Source organism: Streptomyces sp. NBC_00483, assembly GCF_036013745.1.
In the GTDB taxonomy this organism is placed as follows: domain Bacteria; phylum Actinomycetota; class Actinomycetes; order Streptomycetales; family Streptomycetaceae; genus Streptomyces.
This window is the reverse complement of the sequence record NZ_CP107880.1, coordinates 2,342,098-2,357,715: the sequence shown is the minus strand read 5'-3', so window position 1 is coordinate 2,357,715 and position 15,618 is coordinate 2,342,098. Positions and strand designations below refer to the sequence as shown.

Genomic DNA, 15,618 nt, shown 5'->3' with positions numbered 1-15,618 from the left:
GAAGACATGTTCCGCCGTACGTTCTGGTTCACCGCGGGCGCAGCCGCCGGCGTATGGGCCACCACGAAGGTCAACCGCAAGCTCAAGCAGCTGACGCCGGAGTCGCTCGCGGCCCAGGCCGCCAACAAGGCGGTCGAGGCGGGCCACAAGCTCAAGGACTTCGCTCTCGACGTCCGCGACAACATGGCCGAACGCGAGGCCGAACTGGGCGACGCCCTCGGCATCAACGAGGCGCCGGATCCCGAACCGCTGCCGCAGAGCCGCTTCGCGGTCATCCAGAACACCTTCGCCACGAAGCAGACCAAGCAACTCAAGCAACCCAAGTACCTCGAGAACACGCGGTACTCGATCAACAATCGGAATGAGGACCACTGATGGAGTCGGCTGAAATCCGTCGCCGCTGGCTGAGCTTCTTCGAGGAGCGTGGCCACAAGGTCGTGCCCTCGGCGTCGCTCATCGCGGACGACCCGACTCTGCTGCTCGTCCCCGCAGGCATGGTCCCGTTCAAGCCCTACTTCCTGGGTGAGGTCAAGCCGCCCGCGCCGCGCGCCACTTCCGTCCAGAAGTGCGTGCGCACGCCGGACATCGAAGAGGTCGGCAAGACCACGCGGCACGGCACGTTCTTCCAGATGTGCGGCAACTTCTCCTTCGGCGACTACTTCAAGGAAGGCGCCATCAAGTACGCCTGGGAGCTGCTCACCAGCTCCGTGGCGGACGGTGGCTACGGTCTGGAGCCCGAGAAGCTCTGGGTCACCGTCTACCTCGACGACGACGAGGCCGAGCGCATCTGGCACGAGGTCGTCGGCGTACCCAAGGAGCGCATCCAGCGCCTGGGGAAGGCGGACAACTACTGGTCCATGGGCGTCCCGGGTCCCTGCGGCCCGTGTTCCGAGATCAACTACGACCGCGGCCCCGAGTTCGGCGAAGAGGGCGGCCCGGCCGTCAACGACGAGCGCTACGTGGAGATCTGGAACCTGGTCTTCATGCAGTACGAGCGCGGCCCGGGCACCGGCAAGGACGACTTCGAGATCCTCGGTGACCTGCCGTCGCAGAACATCGACACGGGTCTCGGTCTCGAACGCCTCGCGATGATCCTGCAGGGCGTACAGAACATGTACGAGACGGACACCCTGCGCGTCGTCATCGACAAGGCCACCGAGCTGACCGGCGTCGCCTACGGCAGCAAGCACGAGTCGGACGTCTCGCTGCGCGTCGTCGCCGACCACATGCGTACGTCGACGATGCTCATCGGCGACGGCGTCACGCCCGGCAACGAGGGCCGCGGCTATGTGCTGCGCCGCATCATGCGCCGCGCCATCCGCAACATGCGCCTCATGGGCGCCACCGGCCCGGTCGTGCAGGAGCTGCTCGACGTCGTGATCGACACGATGGGCCAGCAGTACCCGGAGCTGATCACCGACCGCAAGCGCATCGAGCAGGTCGCGCTCGCCGAGGAGGCCGCGTTCCTCAAGGCCCTCAAGGGCGGCACGAACATCCTGGACACCGCCGTCACCGAGACGAAGGCCGCCGGCAAGTCGGTCCTCGCCGGCGACAAGGCGTTCCTGCTCCACGACACGTGGGGCTTCCCCATCGACCTCACCCTGGAGATGGCCGCCGAGCAGGGCCTCTCCGTGGACGAGGACGGCTTCCGCCGCCTGATGAAGGAGCAGCGGGAGCGCGCCAAGGCGGACGCCCAGGCCAAGAAGACCGGGCACGTCAACGTCGGTGCGTACCGCGAGATCGCCGACGCCGCCGGTGCCACCGACTTCATCGGCTACTCGGCCACGCAGGGCGAGTCGACGGTCGTCGGCCTGTTGGTCAACGGCGTCTCCTCGCCGGCCGCCACCGAGGGCGACGAGGTGGAGGTCGTGCTCGACCGCACCCCGTTCTACGCCGAGGGCGGTGGCCAGATCGGCGACACCGGCCGCATCAAGCTGGACAACGGCGCGGTGATCGAGGTCCGCGACTGCCAGAAGCCGGTTCCCGGCGTGTACGTCCACAAGGGCGTCGTGCAGGTCGGCGAGGTGACCGTCGGCGCCTCGGCCCAGGCGATCATCGACGTGACCCGCCGCCGCGCCATCGCCCGCGCCCACTCCGCCACGCACCTCACGCACCAGGCGCTGCGCGACGCGCTCGGTCCGACGGCCGCGCAGGCCGGCTCCGAGAACCAGCCGGGCCGCTTCCGCTTCGACTTCGGTTCGCCGTCGGCCGTGCCCACGGCCGTGATGACGGACGTCGAACAGAAGATCAACGAGGTGCTCGCCCACGAGCTCGACGTGCAGGCCGAGGTCATGTCGATCGACGAGGCCAAGAAGCAGGGCGCCATCGCCGAGTTCGGCGAGAAGTACGGCGAGCGGGTGCGCGTGGTCACCATCGGCGACTTCTCCAAGGAGCTGTGCGGCGGCACGCACGTGCACAACACCGCCCAGCTCGGCCTGGTGAAGCTGCTCGGCGAGTCCTCCATCGGCTCCGGCGTGCGCCGCATCGAGGCCCTCGTCGGCGTCGACGCGTACAACTTCCTCGCCAAGGAGCACACGGTCGTCGCCCAGCTCCAGGAGCTGATCAAGGGCCGCTCCGAGGAGCTGCCCGACAAGGTCTCCGCCATGCTCGGCAAGCTCAAGGACGCCGAGAAGGAGATCGAGAAGTTCCGCGCGGAGAAGGTCCTCCAGGCCGCCGCCGGTCTCGCCGAGAGCGCCAAGGACGTCCGCGGCGTCGCCGTCGTCACCGGCCAGGTCCCGGACGGCACGTCCGCCGACGACCTGCGCAAGCTGGTGCTCGATGTTCGAGGCCGCATCCAGGGCGGCCGCCCCGCGGTCGTCGCCCTCTTCACCACGGCCAACGGCAAGCCGCTCACGGTCATCGCGACCAACGACGCCGCCCGTGACCGCGGCCTCAAGGCCGGCGACCTGGTCCGTACGGCCGCCAAGACCCTCGGCGGCGGTGGCGGCGGCAAGCCGGACGTCGCGCAGGGCGGCGGCCAGAACCCGGCCGCGATCGGCGACGCCATCGACGCCGTCGAGCGCCTCGTCGCGGAGACCGCGAACTGATGCGCCGAGGCCGCCGTCTGGCGATCGACGTCGGGGACGCCCGGATCGGGGTCGCGTCCTGCGACCCCGACGGGATCCTCGCGACTCCGGTGGAGACCGTGCCGGGACGCGACGTCCCGGCCGCCCACCGGCGGTTGAAGGCCATCGTCGAGGAGTACGAGCCGATCGAGATCGTCGTCGGACTCCCTCGCTCCCTCAAGGGGGGCGAGGGCCCGGCGGCCGCCAAGGTCCGCGGCTTCGCCCAGGAACTCGCCCGAGGCGTGGCACCCGTTCCGGTGAGACTTCTCGACGAGAGGATGACCACAGTGACGGCCAGTCAGGGACTGCGCGCCAGCGGTGTTAAGTCCAAAAAGGGCCGCTCTGTCATCGACCAGGCGGCCGCCGTCATCATCCTCCAGCAGGCCCTGGAGTCCGAACGGGCGTCAGGAACCGCTCCCGGCGAGGGCGTCGAAGTGGTTGTCTGATCGCGATACGGTAACGTTCCGCGCGACCGGCGGTGTTCGAATAGCCGCCGCACAGCATCAAGAGGCGGAACGGTTGCCCTTCCTGATCGGGGCCTTCCTGATCGGACAGCGGCTCATCCTGCCTCGCGGCTTGTAGGGGACCGATGACTGAGTATGGCCGGGGCCAAGGCTCCGAACCGTGGCATCCCGCGGACCCGCTGTACGGGGACCAGGGATGGGGGCAGCAGGCCGGGCACGGCCAGGCTGCCTACGGAGGCCAAGGGCAGTACGACCCGCAGCAGGCCTACGGCGGTGACTGGGACACCGGTCAGCAGGGTTACGGCTACGGGCAGGACCCCGGTTACGGCCAGAATCCCGGCTACGGGCAGGACCCGGGCCACGGCCAGGACCCCGGCTACGGCCAGCAGTCGTACGGCGGACAGCAGGGCCAGAACGGTGGCTGGGACTGGGACACCGGCTCGCAGGGGCAGCCGCCCTACGGCGTCGACCCCGCGGACCCGTACGGCACCGGTCAGCACGCCGCGTACAACGGCGAGGAGCCGGACTACTACAACACCCCCGGCGCCTACCCGCCGCCGGAGCCGCCCGGCCACCGCCGTCCGCAGCAGGACCCGGGGACCGGCTGGGACGCCGGCCCCGACCAGGGCGAGGAAGCGTTCTTCAACGGCGGTGGCGACGACGAGGACGACTACGACGAGGGTCGCGGCGGGCGCCGGGGCCGCGGCGGCAAGAAGCCGAAGAAGCGGCGCAGTGGCTGCGCCTGCCTGGTCCTCACGGCGATCTTCGCGGCCGGTGTCGGCGGCGTCGGCTACTTCGGTTACCAGTTCTACCAGGATCGTTTCGGCGCGGCGCCGGACTACGCGGGCGACGGGAACGGCAAGCAGGTCACCGTCGTCATCCCGAAGGGCTCCGGCGGCTACACCATCGGGCAGAAGCTGAAGGACGCAGGCGTCGTGCAGAGCGTCGACGCGTTCGTCGCCGCCCAGTCGGCGGACCCGAAGGGCAAGTCGATCCAGGACGGCGCGTACGTCATGGAGAAGCAGATGTCCTCGTCGAGCGCCGTCGACCTGCTGCTCAGCCCCAAGAGCCACGCCAACCTGACCATCCCCGAGGGCTGGCGCAACGCCAAGGTCTACGAGCTGATCGACAAGAAGCTCAAGGTCTCCAAGGGCACCACGGCCAAGGTCGCGAAGAAGGACTACAAGGACCTCGGCCTGCCCGACTGGGCGCTGGACCACAGCGGCGTGAAGGACCCGCTGGAGGGCTTCCTCTACCCGTCGAGCTATGCGGCCGCCAAGGGCATGGAGCCCGAAGAGGTCCTGAAGGACATGGTGGCGCGGGCCAACGACAAGTACGAGCGGCTCGACCTCGAGGGCGAGGCCAAGAAGCTCCACCTGGACAGCCCGTGGCAGGTGCTCACCGTCGCGAGCCTCGTGCAGGCCGAGGGCAAGACGCACGACGACTTCCGCAAGATGTCCGAGGTCGTCTACAACCGCCTCAAGACGTCGAACACGGAGACCAACCAGCTCCTGCAGTTCGACTCGACCTTCAATTACCTCAAGGGTCAGAGCAACATCAACATCGGCGAGTCCGAGATCAACAGCAACAAGGACCCGTACAACACCTACACGCGCAAGGGACTCCCGCCCGGCCCGATCGGCAACCCCGGCGATGTGGCCCTCGCCGCGACGCTCAACCCGACGGACGACGGCTGGATCTACTTCGTGGCCACGGACGGCATGCACAAGACCGAGTTCGCGAAGACCGGCGCCGAGTTCGAGAAGCTGAAGGACAAGTTCAATGCCAGCCAGGTCAACTGACGTGCGCAGGGCGGCTGTTCTGGGCTCGCCCATCGCCCACTCCCTCTCGCCGCAGCTGCACAACGCGGCGTACGCGGAGCTGGGTCTGGACGAGTGGAGGTACGACCGGTTCGAGACCGACGAGGCGGCGCTGCCCGGCTTCCTCGCCGGGCTCGGGCCCGAGTGGGCCGGGCTCTCGCTGACGATGCCGCTGAAGCGGGCGGTGATCCCGCTGCTCGACGAGGTCACCGAGACCGCGCGCTCCGTGGAGGCCGTGAACACGGTCGTCCTCAAGGAGGACGGCCGCAAGATCGGCGACAACACCGACATCCCGGGGCTGATCGCGGCGCTGCACGAGCGCGGCGTGGAGAAGGTCGAGTCGGCGGCGATCCTCGGCGCGGGCGCCACCGCGTCCTCCGCACTCGCCGCGCTCTCCCGGATCTGCACCGGCGAGGTCGTCACCTACGTACGCAGCGAACAGCGCGCCGACGAGATGCTCGGCTGGGGCGAACGCCTCGGGGTGCGGGTGCGCACGGCCGACTGGGCCGACGCGGCCGCGGCCTTCGAGGCCCCGCTGGTGATCGCCACGACGCCGAAGGGCGGCACGGACCACCTGGTCGAGGCGGTCCCCGGAAACGTCGGCACGCTCTTCGACGTCGTCTACGATCCGTGGCCCACGCCGCTGGCGGCCGCCTGGGAGCGGCGCGGCGGCCCGATTCTCAGCGGGCTCGACCTGCTTGTGCACCAGGCGGTCTTCCAGTTCGAGCAGTTCACCGGGGACACCCGCCCGGTGCTCGCCGCCATGCGCGCGGCGGGCGTGAAGGCGCTCGGCTGACCCCTCGGCGTGTGGCTCGCGTCTCATGTGGCGTCCGCACCCCGGACACCGGAAACGTCGGGCTCTGCGGGCATGGGAGGATCGTTCCCATACACAGAGCGCGAGCATGAGGAGCACCGTTGAGCAGGTTGCGCTGGCTGACCGCGGGGGAGTCGCACGGCCCCGCACTCGTCGCGACGCTGGAGGGACTTCCCGCCGGCGTTCCGATCACCACGGAGATGGTGGCGGACCACCTGGCACGGCGGCGCCTCGGCTATGGCCGCGGCGCGCGGATGAAATTCGAGCGCGACGAGGTCACCTTCCTCGGCGGCGTCCGGCACGGACTCACCCTCGGCTCCCCGGTCGCGATCATGGTCGGCAACACCGAGTGGCCCAAGTGGGACAAGGTCATGTCCGGTGACCCGGTCGACCCGGAGATCCTCAAGGACATGGCGCGCAACGCGCCGCTGACCCGTCCGCGCCCCGGCCACGCCGACCTCGCGGGCATGCAGAAGTACGGCTTCGACGAGGCCCGCCCGATCCTGGAGCGCGCCTCCGCCCGCGAGACGGCCGCCCGGGTCGCGCTCGGCGCGGTCGCCCGGTCGTACCTCAAGGAGACGGCCGGCATCGAGATCGTCAGCCACGTCGTCGAGCTGTGCTCGGTGAAGGCCCCGCAGGGCGTCTACCCGACCCCGGCCGACGTCGAGAAGCTGGACGCCGACCCGCTGCGCTGCCTGGACGCCGACGCGTCGAAGCAGATGGTGGCCGAGGTCGACCAGGCCCACAAGGACGGCGACACGCTCGGCGGCGTCGTCGAGGTCCTCGCCTACGACGTGCCGGTGGGCCTCGGCTCGCACGTGCACTGGGACCGCAAGCTCGACGCCCGCCTGGCCGGTGCGCTCATGGGCATCCAGGCCATCAAGGGCGTCGAGATCGGCGACGGCTTCGAGTTGGCGCGCGTGCCCGGTTCGCAGGCGCACGACGAGATCGTCAAGACGGACGACGGCATCCGCCGCGTCTCCGGCCACGCGGGTGGCACCGAGGGCGGCCTCACCACCGGTGAGCTGCTGCGGGTGCGCGCCGCGATGAAGCCGATCGCGACCGTGCCGCGCGCCCTCAAGACCGTCGACGTCGCCACGGGCGAGGCCACGCAGGCCCACCACCAGCGCTCCGACGTCTCCGCCGTGCCGGCCGCCGGCATCGTCGCCGAGGCGATGGTCGCGCTGGTCCTCGCGGACGCGGTCGCGGAGAAGTTCGGCGGCGACAGCGTGCCGGAGACCCGGCGCAACGTCACGTCGTACCTCGACAACCTCCAGATCCGGTGAGCGGCCCGCAGGTCGTTCTCGTCGGACCGATGGGGGTCGGCAAGTCGACGGTGGGCGCGCTGCTCGCCGAGCGGCTCGGCTGCGCCTACCGGGACACCGACGACGACATCGTCACCGCACAGGGCCGCGCCATCGCGGAGATCTTCGTCGATGAGGGCGAGGCGCACTTCCGAGGCCTTGAGAAGGCCTCCGTCGCGGCCGCGCTCGCCGACCACGAGGGCGTGCTCTCGCTCGGCGGCGGCGCGATCCTCGACGCCGACACCCGCGCGCTGCTCGCCGCCCACCCGACCGTCGTCTATCTCTCGATGGACGTCGAGGAGGCGGCCAAGCGCACCGGTCTGAACGCGGCCAGGCCGCTGCTCGCCATCAACCCCCGCAAGCAGTGGCGGGAGTTGATGGAGGCGCGCCGGCATCTGTACACCGAGGTCGCCCAGGTGGTCGTGGCCACCGACGGCCGCACCCCCGAAGAGGTCGCCGAAGCGGTCCTCGACGCACTGGAGTTGAAGCAGGCATGAGCGAGGAAGTGACCCGTATCCACGTCGGCGGCACCGCCGGCACGGACCCGTACGAGGTCCTGGTGGGGCGTCAACTCCTGGGTGAACTGGGCTCGTTGATCGGCGACAAGGTCAAGCGTGTCGCCATCGTGCACCCGGAGGCGCTCGCCGAGACCGGCGAGGCGCTCCGCGACGACCTGGCCGACCAGGGCTTCGAGGCCGTCGCCATCCAGGTGCCGAACGCCGAGGAGGCGAAGACCGCCGAGGTCGCCGCGTACTGCTGGAAGGCCCTCGGGCAGTCCAACTTCACGCGCTCCGACGTCGTCGTCGGCGTCGGCGGCGGCGCGACCACGGACCTCGCCGGTTTCGTGGCCGCGACCTGGCTGCGCGGCGTGCGCTGGATCGCCATCCCGACGACCGTGCTCGCCATGGTGGACGCGGCGGTCGGCGGCAAGACCGGCATCAACACCGCCGAGGGCAAGAACCTGGTGGGGGCCTTCCACCCGCCGGCCGGAGTCCTGTGCGACCTGGCCGCCCTCGACTCCCTCCCGGTGCACGACTTCGTGTCCGGCCTCGCCGAGGTCATCAAGGCCGGCTTCATCGCCGACGAGAAGATCCTCGAACTCATCGAGGAGGACCCGGAGTCGGCCCGTACGCCCACGGGCAAGCACACCGCCGAGCTGATCGAGCGCGCCATCAGGGTCAAGGCCGAGGTCGTCTCCTCCGACCTCAAGGAGTCGGGCCTGCGCGAGATCCTCAACTACGGGCACACGCTCGCGCACGCCATCGAGAAGAACGAGCGCTACAAGTGGCGGCACGGCGCGGCCGTCTCCATCGGCATGCTCTTCGCCGCTGAACTCGGCCGCCTGGCAGGCCGGTTGGACGACGCGACGGCCGACCGCCACCGCACGGTCCTGGAGTCGGTGGGTCTCCCGCTGACCTACCGCTACGACCAGTGGCCCAAGCTCCTCGAAACGATGAAGGTCGACAAGAAGTCCCGCGGCGACCTGTTGCGCTTCATCGTCCTCGACGGCCTCGGCAGGCCCACCGTCCTGGAGGGGCCCGACCCCGCCGTGCTGCTCGCCGCGTACGGCGAAGTGGCGGAATAGGGCGGTCCGTTCACGTTCGGGCACGTCATGACCTCCCCGGCCGTTCACACAACGGCGGCCGGGGACGGTACCGTTCAGTAGCGCCCCGTTCGCCGGCGCCCTAGGGTCTGTCCGGCGGATCAGGTCGCTTCCGGGTGGCCGTCATCGATCGGTGCCGGTGAGCGGGGGCTGGGTGCGTGCAGCTGCAAGGCGGACGATTGAGGCATCGCGGAGCGATGGTGATTGAGGACAACGCCGCAGATGTGCGTGCCAGGGCCCGCAACCGCGACATGATCCGCCGGATAGACCCTAGTGACCGTCGTACGAGATGGAGTGGCACCGGATGCAGCAAGCAGGGGGGTCTCCGCTGCCGCCGCCCCACCGGCCGGAGCACAGGCCGGCCGGCCCCTTGCCGCAGGCGAGTCACGCCCCGCAGCCGCCCGGTGTGCCGGGCTTCAGCGGAGCGCCGCCGCACCACCCGCCCGCCCAACCGCCACACATCCAGGCGCCGCAGGCCCCTGCCCCGGCACCGCCGCAGGCCGCGCATCCGCCGCAGCAGCCGCCGCGTGAGACCACCGGCCATGTGCAGCTCCCGACCGGCGCCCCCGTCGCGGTGCCGAGTCCGCCGCCCGCGCAGGCGCCCGCCGACGCGACCTCGACCACGCTCGCCGTGCTGCTCATCGGTCCCGCGGGTGCGGGCAAGACGAGTGTCGCGAAGTACTGGGCGGAGAGCCGTCGGGTCCCGACGGCCCACATCAGCCTCGACGACGTACGGGAATGGGTTCGCTCGGGCTTCGCGGACCCGCAGAGCGGCTGGAACGACAACAGCGAGGCCCAGTACCGGTTGGCCCGCCGCACCTGTGGTTTCGCCGCGCGCAACTTTTTGGCGAATGGAATCTCCTGCATCCTCGACGATGCGGTGTTCCCGGACCGGCCGGTGGTCGGGCTCGGCGGCTGGAAGCGGCACGTGGGGCCTGGGCTGCTGCCCGTCGTCCTCCTGCCCGGCCTGGAGATCGTCCTGGAGCGCAACTCCCGGCGCAGCGGCAACCGGCGTCTCACCGACGAGGAGGTGGCCCGGATCCACGGGCGGATGGCGGGCTGGTACGGCTCGGGCCTCCCGATCATCGACAACTCCCAGCTGGACGTCCCCGGCACGGCGCAGGTCCTGGACGACGTCCTGGCCCGCGCCATCACGAGCCCACCGAAGTGGTGACGGTGGGGTAGGCGTAGGCCTGGCGGCGGGGCGGGTGGGGTCGGTGGGCCGGCGAGCGGCCGGGGCCTTCGGGGTTGGCTGGGTCGGTGGGGCCGCCTACGGGGTCGGCGGGCTTGATACCGGTGGGCTCTGCTGGGGCGGGGCGGGGTATGCGGTGCCCGCGTATCGGTTGCGTCCGGCCGACGAGGGCCTGCGGCGCCCTGGGCCGGTTCCTTCCGCCCGACGAGGGCTTGCGGCGCCCCGTGCGGGTTCCCTCCGGCTGACGAGGCTCTGCGGTGTCCGGTGCCGGTTCCTCCGCCCATCTCCCACCCGCCCGCCCCCTCCGGAGGCGTCGGTCCGACGGGGCGTTGCCCGTGGCGTGGGCCGTCCTGTCGCCGACCGGGTTCTCTGCCTGTTGCGGTCGATCGGCTCACGCCGCGGGGCTCCGCCCCGGACCCCGCTGCTCAAGCGCCGCAGGGGCTTTATTTGCCCAGCTCGACCGTGACGGTGCGGAGCGCGGCTCCCGCCGCGAACAAGCGGCCGTCGCCTTGGGTAGCCCGGCGTCGACCACGGCTCCTGCCTGTGGCGGTCGGCCGCAACTGCCTTGGGCGATCTGTGGCCACCACGGTTCCCCACCCGTGGCGGTCGGCCGCAACCGCCTCGTGCAATCTGCGGCCACCACGGCTCCCAACTCGTGGCGGGCGACCGCAACCGCCTCGTGCGAACTGCCGCCACCACGTCTCCTGTCCATGGCGGTCGACTGCAACTGCCTTGGGCGATCTGTGGCCACCACGGTTCCCCACCCGTGGCGGTGGGCCGCCCCCGCCTTGGGCAATCTGCCGCCTTGGGCGGCAGGGTGGGCAAGGCGGCGCACGGTGCCGCGCAACGAACACGGAAGGCCAGGTCCCGGCACAGGTCGCCGACCTCGGCGCAGCGGGCCAGGCCCCGGGCGGGCCGAAGCCCCTGGAGGGGGCGGGTGGTGGGAGATGGGCGGGCACTGGCGCAGCCGGGGGTGGTGTGGTGCCGTGCACCGGCCCAGTGGTGTGCCGTTCCCGGCGAAGCTCCGTCCCTCGGCGCTGCGCACGCATCACGGCGGGCGCCAACCCTGAGAGAGCCGGACCCGGGGAGGCCCGCTCCTGTCAGATGCGGGCCCCGGCGCAGCGGGCCGGCCCCCGGGCGGGCCGGAGCCCCCGGAGGGGGCGGGTGGGAGGGAGGTGAGCGGGGATCGGCGCAGCCAGGGGTTGTGCGGCGCCCTGCAATGAGCGCGGCAGACGTTGCCCCGGTATGGCGTCCAAGCCCCGACGCCGTGCCCGGGTCGGGCAGCCGCGGACCCCGGCAAGGCCCCAACCACGGTGCCGCGCACCAATCAGGCAGGAGCGGACCCAAGCAAGGCTCCACCCACGGTGCCGCGCGAGCGCGGACCCCGGCAAGGCCCCCTGCCGCGCACCCCTCGTGCGGCCCCGCGCCGGCAAGGCCCCGCACCCCGGTACCGCGCCCGGACGATGCGGGCCACCCCCCCGTTATGTTTTCCGCGGTCCTGCAAGAGGGCCGCTGGCCTCCGGGCCCGGCATGGCTGTTCCCCCCTGTCGAAGTCGATGACCTGGGGGGTGGTGCCACCGGGCCCGAGAGGCGCCGTTGGAGACGCTGATGAGAGGCCCGACCACCGCCCCGCCGAGCGCAACGCCCGGCCATACACGGGTGGCAGGTCTGCATAACGTGGATGCGCGCACGACGCCAACGCCCAGGCCAGCACACACGAGATCCGTTCGGGAGGACGGCTTGATGGACCACGACGAGATAGGTGTCTTCCTGGGCCTGGACGTCGGCAAGAGCCACCACCACGGCCACGGACTTACCCCGGCCGGCAAGAAGGTCTTCGACAAGCAACTGCCCAACACCGAACCGAAATTGCGGGACGTCTTTGACAAGCTGAAGACCAAGTTCGGCACCGTCCTGGTCATCGTGGACCAGCCCGCCTCGATCGGCGCCCTGCCCCTGACGGTGGCCCGGGACACCGGCTGCAAGGTCGCCTACCTGCCCGGCCTGTCGATGCGGCGGATCGCCGACCTCTACCCCGGTGAGGCCAAGACCGACGCCCGCGACGCCGCGGTCATCGCGGACGCTGCCCGCACCATGCCGCACACCCTGCGCTCGCTAGAGCTGACCGACGAGATCACCGCCGAACTGACGGTGCTGGTCGGCTTCGACCAGGACCTCGCCGCCGAGGCCACCCGCACCAGCAACCGGATCCGCGGCCTGCTCACCCAGTTCCACCCGTCCTTGGAACGAGTCCTCGGCCCTCGCCTCGACCACCAGGCGGTCACCTGGCTGCTGGAACGCTACGGATCGCCTGCCGCGCTGCGGAAAGCCGGACGCCGCAAGCTCGTTGAGGTGATCCGGCCCAAGGCCCCGCGCATGGCGACGCGGCTGATCGACGACGTCTTCGACGCCCTCGATGAACAGACCGTCGTCGTTCCGGGCACCGGCACCCTGGACATCGTGATCCCGTCGCTGGCCCGCTCGCTCGGCGCCGTTCACGAACAACGCCGGGCCACGGAAGCCCAGATCAGCGCCCTGCTGGAGGCCCACCCTCTTTCGAAGGTCCTGACGTCGCTGCCCGGCGTCGGCGTCAGGACCGCCGCCACCTTGCTGGTCACCGTCGGCGACGGCACCGGCTTTCCCACCTCCGCCCACCTCGCCTCCTACGCCGGCCTCGCGCCGACCACGAAGGCATCGGGCACCTCGATCCACGGCGAACACGCGCCCAGGGGCGGCAACCGCGTCCTCAAACGCGCGATGTTCCTCTCCGCGTTCGCCGCCCTGCACGACCCCGCCTCCCGCGCCTACTACGACAAATGCCGGGCCCGAGGAAAGACCCACACCCAAGCCCTCCTCCGCCTCGCCAGACAACGCATCAACGTGCTCTTCGCAATGCTCCGCGACGGCACCTTCTACGAACCCCGAACGCCTCGCCTCGCTTGACGAAGGACATAGAGGCACCCCCCGGCACGGCTCACCCCTCACCCCCGCCGCCCTCGCGCACCACCCCCGGCACCAGCCCACCCGCGTACCCCCCACCCCCGGAGGGACCCGTCCGGACGCGCTTGGACGGCCGTCACCCGTGCCCGCTCGTACGCTCGCGTCATGGCAGAGGTGCACGCGGCCCGACGGGACCGGCTCAGAGAGCGCGCTACGGCGGGCGGCAGCGCGGCCGCCCTCGTCTCGCGGCCCGCCAACGTCCGCTACCTGGCGGGAACGGCACCGCACGGCGCCGTCCTCCTGCTGGGCCGGGACCTCGGCGGCGGTGACGACCTCCTGCTGTGCGCGCGAGCGCCCAGCGAGGAACCCGCCGACGGCCGGCTCGACGAAGCGCTGCGGGTACAGGTCCTGGACGTGCCCGCGGGGGACCCGGCCGTCGCCGCCGCGGACGTGGCCGCGGCCCGCGGGGCCGACTCGCTCGCCGTCGAGGAGCACCACCTGACGGTGGCCCGGCACCGTGCGGTCGGCTCCGTGGCACCCCGGCTCCGTCTGCTGGACCTCAACAGCGGGGTCGAGCAGCTCCGCCTCGTCAAGGACGAGGAGGAGATCTCCTGTCTGCGGATAGCGGCAGAGATCGCCGACCAGGCGCTCGGTGAGCTGCTCGAGTCCATCCTCGTCGGCCGAACGGAGCGGCACCTCTCCCTCGAACTGGAACGTCGACTTGTCGACCACGGCGCCGACGGTGCCGCCTTCCCCACCTCCGTGGGCACGGGCCCGAACTCGGGGCGGGTGGCCCACCGGCCCACCGACCGCCGGGTCGAGGAGGGTGATTTCCTCTCCGTGTGCCTGGGCGCGACGTACCGCGGCTACCGCTGTGAGATCGGCCGTACGTTCGTCATCGGAACCTCGCCCGCGGACTGGCAGATCGAGCTGTACGACCTCGTCTTCGCCGCCCAGAGGGCCGCCCGGGAGAGCCTGGCGCCGGGCGTCGAGTGCCGCGAAGTGGACCGGGCCGCCCGTCACGTCCTGGACGCGGCAGGGTATGGTGACGGGCTCGCGCCGCTGACCGGACACGGTGTGGGACTCGAAATCGACGAGGACCCGCAGTTGGCCCCCGCAGCCATGGGTAAACTGGACACTTGTGTGCCGGTCACCGTCGAGCCGGGGGTCCACCTCCCGGGTCGGGGCGGCGTCCGGATCGATGACACGCTCGTCGTCCGCCCCGAGGCGGACGGCGGACCCGAGCTACTCACCATCACGACCAAGGAGCTGCTCGCGCTCTAGCCCGCAAAGGCTGCTCGCGTGCCCCTGGGTCGTCCACGTCAGTCCAGGAGATTCCGCAACCGTGGCTTCCACGAACGACCTCAAGAACGGCCTGGTGCTCAAGCTCGACGGGGGCCAGCTCTGGTCCGTCGTCGAGTTCCAGCACGTCAAGCCCGGCAAGGGCCCTGCCTTCGTGCGCACCAAGCTCAAGAACGTGCTCTCCGGCAAGGTCGTCGACAAGACGTTCAACGCCGGCGTCAAGGTCGACACGGCCACCATTGACAAGCGCGACATGCAGTTCTCGTACATGGACGGCGACTACTTCGTCTTCATGGACATGCAGACGTACGACCAGCTGCACGTCGACCGCAAGGCCGTCGGTGACGCCGCCAACTTCCTGATCGAGGGCTTCGAGGCCACGGTCGCCCAGCACGAGGGCGAGGTGCTCTTCGTCGAGCTGCCGGCCGCCGTCGAGCTGGTCATCAAGGAGACCGAGCCGGGCGTCCAGGGCGACCGCTCCACCGGCGGCACCAAGCCCGCCATCCTGGAGACCGGCCACCAGATCAACGTGCCGCTCTTCGTCACCACGGGTGAGAAGATCAAGGTCGACACCCGCTCCAGCGACTACCTCGGCCGGGTGAACAGCTAACCGTGGCTGCCCGTAATACGGCCCGCAAGCGCGCCTTTCAGATCCTCTTCGAGGCAGACCAGCGCGGCGCCGACGTCCTGACGGTTCTCGCGGACTGGATCCGGCACTCCCGCAGTGACACGCGGCAGCCCCCGGTCAGCGAGTACACGATGGAGCTGGTCGAGGGGTACGCCAAGCAGGCGTCCCGGATCGACGAGCTCATCTCGCAGTACTCCGTCGGGTGGACCCTTGACCGGATGCCGGTCGTCGACCGCAACATCGTGCGGCTCGGCGCCTATGAGCTGGTCTGGGTCGACGGGACCCCGGACGCCGTGGTGATCGACGAGGCCGTTCAGCTGGCCAAGGAGTTCTCCACCGACGAGTCACCGGCGTTCATCAACGGACTGTTGGGTCGCTTCAAGGACCTGAAGTCGTCCCTGCGTCGCGACGAGGCCTGAGCCCCGCCGCCGAGCGCAGCACCGTTCCACGGGCCCGGAGCAGAACATGAACAATGTTCTGCTCCGG

At 70.6% G+C, this 15,618-nt stretch carries 13 protein-coding genes; all 13 read left to right on the top strand.

Going from position 1 to position 15,618, the window contains the following annotated elements; translation table 11 throughout:
* Positions 1 to 6 precede the first annotated feature (6 nt).
* Positions 7 to 375 carry a DUF6167 family protein gene (locus OHA73_RS10205; RefSeq protein ID WP_266721779.1) on the top strand — a complete coding sequence of 123 codons (369 nt, stop codon included), beginning with the start codon at positions 7 to 9 and terminating at the stop codon, positions 373 to 375.
* A complete protein-coding gene (gene alaS / locus OHA73_RS10200; RefSeq protein WP_266721781.1) occupies positions 375 to 3,047 on the top strand; it encodes an alanine--tRNA ligase in 2,673 nt (890 codons plus the stop codon). The genes OHA73_RS10205 and alaS overlap by 1 nt, the downstream gene beginning before the upstream one ends.
* Entirely contained in the window at positions 3,047 to 3,511 is a 465-nt protein-coding gene (gene ruvX, locus OHA73_RS10195) for a Holliday junction resolvase RuvX (protein WP_266721783.1), read from the top strand. Before alaS ends, ruvX begins: the two co-directional genes overlap by 1 nt.
* 143 nt (positions 3,512 to 3,654) lie before the next feature.
* Positions 3,655 to 5,331, top strand: a complete 1,677-nt coding sequence (gene mltG, locus OHA73_RS10190) for an endolytic transglycosylase MltG (RefSeq protein WP_266721785.1) — start codon at positions 3,655 to 3,657, stop codon at positions 5,329 to 5,331.
* The gene (locus OHA73_RS10185) at positions 5,312 to 6,145 is read left to right on the top strand and encodes a shikimate dehydrogenase (protein ID WP_327654899.1); all 834 of its coding nucleotides are present in this window, start codon (positions 5,312 to 5,314) and stop codon (positions 6,143 to 6,145) included. The genes mltG and OHA73_RS10185 overlap by 20 nt, the downstream gene beginning before the upstream one ends.
* A gap of 119 nt (positions 6,146 to 6,264) precedes the next feature.
* The gene (aroC, locus tag OHA73_RS10180) at positions 6,265 to 7,449 is read left to right on the top strand and encodes a chorismate synthase (protein ID WP_327654898.1); all 1,185 of its coding nucleotides are present in this window, start codon (positions 6,265 to 6,267) and stop codon (positions 7,447 to 7,449) included.
* Positions 7,446 to 7,964, top strand: a complete 519-nt coding sequence (locus OHA73_RS10175; RefSeq protein WP_266721791.1) for a shikimate kinase — start codon at positions 7,446 to 7,448, stop codon at positions 7,962 to 7,964. The genes aroC and OHA73_RS10175 overlap by 4 nt, the downstream gene beginning before the upstream one ends.
* The gene (aroB, locus tag OHA73_RS10170) at positions 7,961 to 9,052 is read left to right on the top strand and encodes a 3-dehydroquinate synthase (RefSeq protein WP_327654897.1); all 1,092 of its coding nucleotides are present in this window, start codon (positions 7,961 to 7,963) and stop codon (positions 9,050 to 9,052) included. The genes OHA73_RS10175 and aroB overlap by 4 nt, the downstream gene beginning before the upstream one ends.
* Before the next feature lie 322 nt (positions 9,053 to 9,374).
* Positions 9,375 to 10,244, top strand: coding sequence for a Pro-rich N-terminal domain-containing protein (locus tag OHA73_RS10165; protein WP_327654896.1), 870 nt, complete (start codon positions 9,375 to 9,377; stop codon positions 10,242 to 10,244).
* Positions 10,245 to 12,005: 1,761 nt separating this feature from the next.
* Positions 12,006 to 13,205, top strand: a complete 1,200-nt coding sequence (locus OHA73_RS10160) for an IS110 family transposase (protein WP_443063055.1) — start codon at positions 12,006 to 12,008, stop codon at positions 13,203 to 13,205.
* Between the two features lie 162 nt (positions 13,206 to 13,367).
* Complete coding sequence (locus OHA73_RS10155) at positions 13,368 to 14,486, top strand: aminopeptidase P family protein (RefSeq protein ID WP_266721797.1); 1,119 nt, start codon at positions 13,368 to 13,370, stop codon at positions 14,484 to 14,486.
* 61 nt (positions 14,487 to 14,547) lie between these two features.
* Positions 14,548 to 15,114, top strand: a complete 567-nt coding sequence (efp, locus tag OHA73_RS10150) for an elongation factor P (RefSeq protein ID WP_266721799.1) — start codon at positions 14,548 to 14,550, stop codon at positions 15,112 to 15,114.
* Positions 15,115 to 15,116: 2 nt separating this feature from the next.
* Complete coding sequence (gene nusB, locus OHA73_RS10145; RefSeq protein WP_266721800.1) at positions 15,117 to 15,551, top strand: transcription antitermination factor NusB; 435 nt, start codon at positions 15,117 to 15,119, stop codon at positions 15,549 to 15,551.
* Positions 15,552 to 15,618: the final 67 nt, after the last annotated feature.

What these genes read in the sequence shown, in the direction of transcription:
- OHA73_RS10205 (WP_266721779.1), top strand. Translation starts at nt 7, where the DNA reads ATGTTCCGCCGTACGTTCTGGTTCACCGCGGGCGCAGCCGCCGGCGTA.
- alaS (WP_266721781.1), top strand. Translation starts at nt 375, where the DNA reads ATGGAGTCGGCTGAAATCCGTCGCCGCTGGCTGAGCTTCTTCGAGGAG.
- ruvX (WP_266721783.1), top strand. Translation starts at nt 3,047, where the DNA reads ATGCGCCGAGGCCGCCGTCTGGCGATCGACGTCGGGGACGCCCGGATC.
- mltG (WP_266721785.1), top strand. Translation starts at nt 3,655, where the DNA reads ATGACTGAGTATGGCCGGGGCCAAGGCTCCGAACCGTGGCATCCCGCG.
- OHA73_RS10185 (WP_327654899.1), top strand. Translation starts at nt 5,312, where the DNA reads ATGCCAGCCAGGTCAACTGACGTGCGCAGGGCGGCTGTTCTGGGCTCG.
- aroB (WP_327654897.1), top strand. Translation starts at nt 7,961, where the DNA reads ATGAGCGAGGAAGTGACCCGTATCCACGTCGGCGGCACCGCCGGCACG.
- OHA73_RS10165 (WP_327654896.1), top strand. Translation starts at nt 9,375, where the DNA reads ATGCAGCAAGCAGGGGGGTCTCCGCTGCCGCCGCCCCACCGGCCGGAG.
- OHA73_RS10160 (WP_443063055.1), top strand. Translation starts at nt 12,006, where the DNA reads ATGGACCACGACGAGATAGGTGTCTTCCTGGGCCTGGACGTCGGCAAG.
- OHA73_RS10155 (WP_266721797.1), top strand. Translation starts at nt 13,368, where the DNA reads ATGGCAGAGGTGCACGCGGCCCGACGGGACCGGCTCAGAGAGCGCGCT.